5 protein-coding genes and 1 tRNA gene are annotated in these 9,054 nt (G+C 54.3%); 1 reads left to right on the plus strand and 5 read right to left on the minus strand.

The window, feature by feature from the left end; translation table 11 throughout:
• Positions 1–163: 163 nt before the first annotated feature.
• The 5 genes from GXP52_06640 to pckA form a co-directional block, all read right to left on the minus strand.
• Complete coding sequence (locus GXP52_06640; GenBank protein NOY86962.1) at positions 164–2,449, minus strand: pyruvate synthase; 2,286 nt, start codon at positions 2,447–2,449, stop codon at positions 164–166.
• On the minus strand, positions 2,446–3,447 hold the full coding sequence (locus tag GXP52_06645; protein NOY86963.1) for a 4Fe-4S dicluster domain-containing protein: 1,002 nt from the start codon (positions 3,445–3,447) through the stop codon (positions 2,446–2,448). Before GXP52_06645 ends, GXP52_06640 begins: the two co-directional genes overlap by 4 nt.
• Positions 3,448–3,603: 156 nt before the next feature.
• A tRNA-Leu gene (locus tag GXP52_06650) sits at positions 3,604–3,690 on the minus strand.
• Positions 3,691–3,816: 126 nt separating this feature from the next.
• Positions 3,817–4,713, minus strand: a complete 897-nt coding sequence (locus tag GXP52_06655) for a lysophospholipid acyltransferase family protein (protein NOY86964.1) — start codon at positions 4,711–4,713, stop codon at positions 3,817–3,819.
• A gap of 7 nt (positions 4,714–4,720) precedes the next feature.
• Positions 4,721–6,325, minus strand: coding sequence for a phosphoenolpyruvate carboxykinase (ATP) (gene pckA / locus GXP52_06660; GenBank protein NOY86965.1), 1,605 nt, complete (start codon positions 6,323–6,325; stop codon positions 4,721–4,723).
• Positions 6,326–6,683: 358 nt separating this feature from the next.
• Between pckA and GXP52_06665 the strand changes: the two genes are divergently transcribed.
• The gene (locus GXP52_06665; protein NOY86966.1) at positions 6,684–8,909 is read left to right on the plus strand and encodes a response regulator; all 2,226 of its coding nucleotides are present in this window, start codon (positions 6,684–6,686) and stop codon (positions 8,907–8,909) included.
• Positions 8,910–9,054 lie beyond the last annotated feature (145 nt).

Genomic DNA, 9,054 nt, shown 5'->3' on the forward strand with positions numbered 1-9,054 from the left:
CACTGGACTGACTTACCACATTGAACGTTTTTTAACCCTGTTGAACCTTTGAACGTTCTTTAATCCCGTTGAACCTTTGAACGTTCTTTTTTGGACCCGCTCTTCTCCTCTGGACACTGGACTCTGGACTGCTTTACCCCATTGGACATTGGACGCTCTTTTTTTAAAGGAGCGGGTTGTTGTGCATCTCCTTGATGCGTTCCCACCTGCGGTCCACCTCCCTCTGAAATTCCTCGACGATATGCGCGTTTTCCGATTTGGTCAGGTGGCGCGTCTTTCCCATGGTCTTGAGCCAATCCAATGTGGGTATCTTGTTTCCCTTATCCTCGGGGTTATAGGTAATGCTGGTAATCCCGTGGCTGATTTCGTAGAGCGGGAAGAAACACGAATCCACAGCTTTCTGGATGATGCTTACTGACTGTCTCTCAACCGTCCTCCAGCCCAGGGGACATATGGAAAGGATCTTGCCGAAAACGAACCCTTCCTCTCCGGCCACCTTCTGGGCTATGGCCGCCTTGCGCAGCATATCCCGGGGCTGTGATTCAACGGCGGTGAAAACATAGGGAATGTGGCATGCGGCCATGATCTGCACGGTGTCCTTGTGATGGAAGGACTTTCCCTTCTCCGCCGGCCCCACGTTGGATGTGGAGGTACGGTGCCCCAGGGGCGTTGTGAAGGACAACTGGGCGCCGGTATTCATGTATCCCTCGTTGTCATACTCAAGGAGAATCATCCTGTGGCCCCTCAGGGCGGTTCCGATGCTCGGACCCTGCCCGATGTCGTGTCCACCGTCACCGGTAACCATGAGAAAGGTAAAGTCCTCACCGCCCGGCAGTTCTCCCCTCTTAACCCTGGTGTGATAGGCCTCCACCAACCCGCTCATGGTGGGGGCTCCATTCTGGAAGAGGTTGTGAATATACGTCACCCGGTGGGAACTGTACGGATACCCGGTGGTAACCACCATTCCGCAGCCTGTGGCAAAAAGCACCACCACGTTCCCCTCGATTCCTTTTAGGAAAATGTTCAGGTTGGGAAAGATCCCGCATCCAGGACAGGCACCATGTCCGGGGAGTATCCTTTTGGGTTTGGCGGCAAGCTTTCTCTTGTTGAAGCCCTTCAGCAGAATCCCGCCGTCCTTTTCCTCCAACCGGAAGATCCCGGGAGATGTCCTTTCCTTTGTCAACGGGTCGAGCAGCCTCTCCATGGGCGCATCGGGGTCGCCGGGATTTGCCCCATGGTATTCGAAGGGGACCTGGACTTTTCCGGTTTTCGCTGTCTCCAGTGCCTCTCCAAGCATCTCAATGGCATCCTCGACGTAAAAGTCCCTGCCGCCCAGTCCGTAAACTCTCGATATTACACGAGTTTTATTGTCGGGGTCGTCCTTGAGGGCCGCCTTGACCTCCATGGCCATGTTTCCGTTCCAGGCCCCGTAGCTGTCGGACCTGTCGCCCACCAGAAGGCCCTTTGTCCTGGAGAAAAGCCGGATGACCTCCTCCTTGGGAAATGGCCGGATTACGTTGGGAGCCACGATGCCGACCTTTTTGCCTTCGGCACGGAGCATGTCGACGGCGATCTTGGCCGTGTCGTAGGCTGAGTTCAGTACAAACAGGGCGGCATCCGCGTCCTCCATCTGGTATGTATTCATAAACGAATAGGTACGCCCCGACATGGCTCCATATTCCTGGAATATCTCGGGGAGCACTCTGTAGGCGGCCTCCATGGCCATAGACTGCTGTTTCTTGTTGTTGATGAGGTCCGGCTCGTTCATATAGGGCCCGATGGTAACCGGATTGTTCGGGTCAAGGGCGTGGTTCTCCTGGACTTTCTTCCCGAGCCAGTCCCGGACGACCTGGGGGTCCTCGAAATAGTGAACCCGCCTTTTCTGATGGCTGGTGAAGAAGCCGTCGTAGGCGACCATGACCGGAAGCCTCACATCAGGATGTTCCCCGAGCTTGACCGCTACAAGGTCCATGTCGTAGACCATCTGAGGGTCTTTGGCCAGGAGCATGATCCAACCCGTGTTCAGGGCCATCATGATGTCGCTGTGGTCGCCCTTGATATTCAGCGGCCCGGAAACCGTGCGGGTGGCGACATTCAGGACCATGGGAAACCGGCACCCGGATTGGACCGGAAGCTGTTCCATGGAAAAGAGAAGGCCGTTGGCGGATGTGGCGTTAAAAACACGGGCACCGCCGGCTGTCGCCCCGAAGCAGATACCTGCCGCCCCATGTTCGCCGTCTCCGGGGATCATGGTAATATCGTGCATGCCCTCAGCCTTCATGGCATCCAGGGCTTCGGCAACCTGGGTGGACGGGGTAATGGGATAGTAGCCCATAATCGTAAAATCGATGTGGAGTGCGGCGATGGCGCCTATGTGATTGCCGTCCTGGAGGTCCACCTTCTGAGGGTATGGTGTGGTGATCTTCATGGCCTTTTTTGCTGTGCTCATAGAACCCTCCTGAGATCTGCTCTCTTGCTTTGAACGTCCACGCCGGACTCCTCCTCGGCGGTCAGTGCTTCCACCGGACAGATCTCCACACATCGCAGACATCCCTTGCAGTATTGGTAATCAACGCCAAGCATGAAGGCGGTCTCGCGTCCCTTTTCATCCTTTCCCATCTCGAAAACCATGCAGTAATCAGGACAGGTAATGTCGCAGTCGCCGCAGTGAATACACTTGTCCTCATGCCATAGGGGGAAATACCCCACGCGGGAGGCGTGATTGTTCTTGAGAATAGTATTGCCCGGGTTTGTGATTACCCCGCCCATCGGCTCGGTCAGGTAACCAAGAGCCGGCTGAGGCCTGTGGCTCTCAAGGGCCGGGAATTTATCCACTGAACTGAAATCCTGTGTTTCAATATCACTGTAGCCCCTGTCGAAGGCCCGCATGTTTCCATCGATCAGGTGTGGGTAGCGTTTGCCTATCTTGCCCTTGATGATGCTTTTTATCGCTTCCGGATCAAGGAAGCCGGATGCCCTGCTGATGGCGCCCAGCATGGCCGTGTTAAGGGGGACCTTCTCCTCCATGGAGATTTTCATGGCATCCACACAGAAGACCTTGCATCCGGTTATCTCCATAAGGGCCAGGGCGTCCTCAGGGGACCGTTGGGTATTGATCACCACTACCCCACCCCTGGAAAAACCCTGTGTTATGGGGACGGATCCAATGAGTTGTTCCGTGAAGACGGCCAGAAGATGCGGTTCCTCCACAGGGGAATTGTTGGTAATAGCCTTCTCGCCGGAGCATATCCTGATAAATGCCTTTACCGGCGTGCCTTTTTTCTCGGATCCATAACTGGAGAAGTTGACCGCGTTCAATCCAATTTCCAGGATAACGGCCTCGGCGAGGATCTGACCGGCAAGGTTGGCGCCCATTCCCCCGATGCTCTCCATGCGGATCTCGTAGTAACCCAGTTCATTGGTGATGGGTATCTTGGTTTCCGACATTCCCTGTTCTCCTTTCCTGCGGTACTGAACCATCAGTCTGGAATTAATAAATTAAAGAAAGGGGAGAAAAATCCCCCCTTTTAAACTCTACATGGGAAGCTGATACTTATAATGGATGCGATTGTCCTGTCAAGATGAAATGGGGTTTTAGGATGGTGGTGGGGGAGACGGGAATCGAACCCGTACGCCGTTACCGGCCCGGGATTTTAAGTCCCGTGCGTCTACCAGTTCCGCCACTCCCCCATATCGTATGTTATTCAATATATTAACTATGCATTGTTAATGTAAAAATTGAAGTTTTGAACCCCGTGTTCGCGAAAATTATTGATACTTTGCGTGAAAGACATTTTAACAGGAATCGGGTGCAGGTCAATGATGATAAATTTCCCTGTTATCCCCCTCAGGCCGCGTTTTGAACCGCTTGTAGCTCCATAGGTATTGCCCGGGAACCTCACGGACGCAGCCTTCCACCGCTTTGTTAAGGACGGCGGCTGATATCGCCTTATCGACGCTCTTTATCTCCTCCGGGACTTTCCGCACGAAAATATCGTAGCCGCCCCCGCGGGGAAGCCGCAATGCGTAGGTTGCAACCACCTCGGATCCGGATCTCCTTGCAAGCCTTGAAACCAGGAGCATGGTGCTCGCCTGAACCCCGAAGAACGGGGCGAAGGCGCTCCCATCCCGGCCAGGGTCCTGATCGGGGAGAATAGCAACGAGTTCCCTGTTCTGGAGAGCACGAAACAAGGAACGAATCCCGGCAGGCGTTGTAGGTACCAGCCTGGCCCCCGCACGTTGGCGGCCGGCCAGAACGAACCCGTGAAGGGAAGGCATCCTGAGGGGCCTGAAGAGGCCGGTGAGGGGATAGTTCAGAGCGAGATAGTGTGCCAGAAACTCCCAGGAGCCAAGGTGCGGCACGAGTACGATGACTCCCCTACCGGCCTTGAAGGCTGAATCGAGGATCTCCCCGCCATTTACCTGCCGGACAAATTTTCCGGAGTCGGGTCTCTTGCGCCCCCAGAAAACGGCCAGTTCCATGAACCCCTTGCAGGTCTCTTTCAGGCTGTCACGTTCCAGTTCTCTAAGGCGGCCCGCATCAAATCCGGGGAAGCAGATCCTGAGGTTCGAGCGGGTGATTTCCCTCAGTTCATCAGGAAAAACAGCCAGGATCCATCCAATGCCTGAGCCTATCCCATGCAGGGCCCGGAGAGGCAGAACGGATGCGGTTTTAAGAAAGATGATGATGAATCGGGCAAAAAGGGTATGCACCTTCCTGTCAATCGAGGTGCGGTCCCGCTGCCTTGACCTCCGGAATGAGGTTGGCATCGAAATCCTTGAAGTTATCAATGAACAGCCCGGCCAGCTCCCTGGCCTTCGCGTCATATGCCCTCTTATCCGGCCAACTCTCCCGGGGGTCGAGGATCTCTGGTGGGACCCCCTCACAGATGGTCGGGACGTCAAAACCGAAGACGGGATCCCGGCGCATGGGAACATCCTCTATTTTTCCCGCGAGAGCGGCGTTGAGCAGGGCGCGGGTGTGCAAAATGGAGATCCTCTCCCCCACGCCGTATGGTCCTCCGATCCATCCGGTATTGACCAGCCAGCATTTCGAGCCATAGCGGGTTATCTTGTCTCTCAGGAGCTCAGCGTAGATCGATGGAGGAAGAGCCATGAAGGGAGCGCCGAAACAGGCACTGAAGGTTGCCACCGGTTCAGCCCCCATACCGGCAACAGTTCCGCTGACCACGGCGGTGTATCCGGAAAGAAAATAGTATTTGGCCTGTATGGGGGTGAGACGGGCGATAGGCGGCATGATCCCGAAGGCGTCAGCCGTCAGCATGACAACGTTCTCGGGGTGCCCTGCGATACCCGGGAAAATGGAGTTGGGAATCCGGTCGATATTGTAGGCTGCCCTTGTATTTTCGGTCAGGGTATTATCGTCCAGATCGACCCGATGGGTTTTTCCATCGAGGGCGACGTTCTCAAGGATGGTTCCGAACTTCCTGGTGGCCTCGTATATCGCAGGTTCGGCTTCCCTGGACAGGCGGATGACCTTGGCGTAGCACCCTCCCTCGAAGTTGAAAATACCTTCATCGCTCCACCCGTGCTCATCATCACCGATGAGATTCCTGTCGGGGTCCGACGAGAGAGTTGTTTTCCCGGTGCCTGACAGCCCGAAAAAAACGGCCACGTCCCCATCTTTTCCCACATTGGCGCTGCAATGCATGGAGAGGACTTTCCTCTGAGGCAAAAGATAGTTCAAAATTGTGAATATGGATTTTTTCATCTCCCCGGCATAGCTGGTCCCGCCTATGAGGACCAGTTTCCTGGCGAAATTGACGAGGATGAACGCCTCCGAGTTAGTGCCGTCAAGTTCGGGAACCGCATGGAACTTGGGCATGTGGATTACGGTGAACTCCGGGACGAAGCCCTTCAGTTTTTCCCGGTCCGTTATCCGGATAAACATGTTCCTCGCAAAGAGGCTGAGCCAGGCCTTTTCGGTGATGATCCTGATAGGAATGCTGTAGCGTGGGTCTGCTCCGGCGTAACAGTCCTGAATAAAGACATCCTCGCCCTGAAGGTATCCCAGGAGCCTGTAATAGAGCGCCTGGAAGCGTTCAGCCTCGAAGGGCCGGTTGACCTTGCCCCACCAGATCTTGTCCTGGCTGGACGGTTCTCTTACGAGAAACTTATCGTTAGCCGCCCTGCCTGTGTAATGCCCCGTCCTGACCAGCAAGGGTCCCATGTGTCCCAGGAGACCTTCGCGCCTTCTGATGGCCTCCTCGTATAATGTGGGGGTTGGAGATGTCCAAAAGACATTGCCGACATTCCTGATCCCATGTTCTTCGATGGGGTAATATCCATCCGGCATTCCTTCCATGAAAATTCCTCCTGATTGCTGAAACACGTTCTACGTTCCACACGGAACGGTATTGAACAGGTGCAATAGGGTACGCATTATTGTGATGAATCTCAAGATGAAAATGTGACAAGGATTGTCACATTTATCATTAATGTTGCGTTATGGGAAGTAAAAGCCTGACGCTGTTTTTTTTTCGTTTCTATCCATCAAATCCCGTTTAGGCTTTAAAACCAAGGTGTTGCATGGATTCAAAGAAGAAATATGGTAAATTTAATAGCATTTTAAACATTTCTCTTGTGGTATAATAATTGCTATATTTTTTAGGTGGTTACAGCCTTGGTTATCAGTAGTTGTTTAAGAATGGAGAGGAAACAGCGTGACCTGGAAACCTCGCATCATAGTCATAACGGCAGATCCTGAGGAGCTACTGACCCTTTCGGCCCAGCTCCTTGGGGCCGATTACGACGTGGTCCAGGGGATGAACATCCTGGAAGCCGAAAACGAGCTTGGCCACACGGTACCCCACCTGATTATCATGGACCCTGCTTTAAAAGGGTTTTCCGTCGAATCCCTCGATCACATGCTCAAACGGTTCAGCGGGCACGCCCAGGTTCCCATGCTGTATCTTATCGGGAGAAACGGACAGCCCGAGGTGGCTGACATAATTCGGGAAGGGGTGGATGACACCATTATGAGGCCCGTTTCCTCCCTTGAGCTCCTTACACGGTGCCGTTCTCTTCTCAGAAACCGGCAGCTTCTCGGGCAGATCCGCCTCCAGGAAATATTTCTCAGAAGAAAGGGATTAAAGCCTTTCTCCCCTCATGGAAAAGCCCCGGCCGTACTCGTATTGGAGGACGCGGGTGAACACCGCAACCGCATTGTGGAGACACTCACGGCGCTGAGATGCTCCATGACAAAGGTGGACACCGCCCGTGAGGCCCTGGAACAGGTGACCATCTCCACACCCGACATGGTAATTCTCGATATTCTGTTCCCGGAGAAGGATGGATTTGACCTCTGCCGCTATCTGAATGGCAACCCCGCTACCAGGAACATTCCGCTGCTGATGTTAACCTCGGTTCCTGAACTCGATAACCGGATCCTCGGGCTTGACTTCGGACCGGACGATTATCTGGTTAAACCGGCCCCGGATCTGGAGATCCAGACCAGGATCAGGCGGCTGTTGATCCGGAAATCCGGCTACGATCGGATTCACGGCAATCATCAGATCCTTATTCGCGAGGACCTTGCCGACCCGTTTTCCGGCTACGCAAAGAGGGAGTATTTCAACTTCTACCTTCCGGAAACGCTTCAGTGGAACCAGGCTGCCGCCCTCCCGCTCACCATTTCCGTTCTCAAATTTCGATCGGTCGCTGATCTGCAGAAAGCGGCGCAGACCCTCAATAGATCGCTAAGGAGCCTGGACAGCGTTTTCAGGACAGGAGACCTGGATCTGGTGCTGGCATTTCCTGAGACCCCATTTTCCAAGGCAAAACATGTCCATCAACGCATCCTCTCCCTCCTGGAAAACGAGGGACTTTCCAGGGAGACTTTCCTCCTGGGGAGCGTTTCCACCCCCGAGGATGGATGGGATCCCCGGAAGCTTATCGCCACCATGAACCGCCGCGCCACGGTGGAAGAAATCGGACCGAACCTGAAAAAACGTTCCGCAAAGGGGAAGGTCCTTGTCCTGAGCAACAACGGCTCAGCCGCAGGTCTGGCGAGAACACTGGCATCCTTCGGCCTGTATGGGAGCGAAGCTGTAACAATGGATGATCTCAAAGAAGCGGGGGTTTCCTCCGCTGACCTTCTTGTTCTGGAAGGTGATCAGGATCAGGCACAGGAAATTTTGAAAGTTATCAGATCGCTTCCCCGTGGAAAGGATCTTCCCGTTCTCTGGAAGCTGCTGAACCCGTGCACCATTGACGAAAAAACTCTGGGACGGCTGGCGGACGATTACGTTCCACATGGCGTCGAGGGGGCGTATCTCGTCCATCGCGCCAGACAACTCATGGCAAAGCATGAGGACAGAAACAACAGGGCCCGGATCGAAGGGGTTTTGAACCAACTGGTTACAATGTCGGAATCCGGCGATCCAACCATGAGGGGACATGCGAACAGGGTGGCCGGAGCAGCCGTAAAGCTGGGCATGCGTCTCAACCTGTCCGAGCAGGAACTTGACGCCCTGCGACGAGGCTCCCATCTTCACGATATAGGGAAAATCGTCGTGCCCGACAGCATTCTCAAAAAACGCGGAATGCTGAACCCCGAGGAATACGCAGTGATGAAATCGCATCCGAAGGTCGGTTGCACCATCGTCAGCGAAATACCTTTCCTGGCCGATTCGCTTCCCATTATAAAGCTTCATCACGAAAGGGCCGATGGCGGTGGATATCCGGAGGGGCTGGCCGGGGATCAGATTCCCCCCCTCGTACGTATCGTCACTATCGTGGATGTCTACGATTCACTGATAACACACCGCAGCTACCGCCCCCGTTTTTCCAGGGAAGAGGCGGCGGATATTCTCCTGAACGAGTCCGAAAGGGGTATGTGGGACGCCTACCTGGTGGACCAGTTTATGAGGATGATCAACATCCGCTGAAGAACGTGATAAAGAACGTCCAGGGTCCAAAGCTGACTCACCACAGCGTGACCACTTGCAGGTCACACCACAGGGTTAATTCAAATCAACCTGAATATCCATAACAGGCCGGGTTTTGGAAAAGCTGTAACGCAGAGTCACGCGG

The sequence above is a fragment of the Deltaproteobacteria bacterium genome (assembly GCA_013151915.1).
GTDB lineage: Bacteria > BMS3Abin14 > BMS3Abin14 > BMS3Abin14 > BMS3Abin14 > BMS3ABIN14.

What these genes read in the sequence shown, in the direction of transcription:
- GXP52_06640 (NOY86962.1), bottom strand. Translation starts at nt 2,449, where the DNA reads ATGAGCACAGCAAAAAAGGCCATGAAGATCACCACACCATACCCTCAG.
- pckA (NOY86965.1), bottom strand. Translation starts at nt 6,325, where the DNA reads ATGGAAGGAATGCCGGATGGATATTACCCCATCGAAGAACATGGGATC.
- GXP52_06645 (NOY86963.1), bottom strand. Translation starts at nt 3,447, where the DNA reads ATGTCGGAAACCAAGATACCCATCACCAATGAACTGGGTTACTACGAG.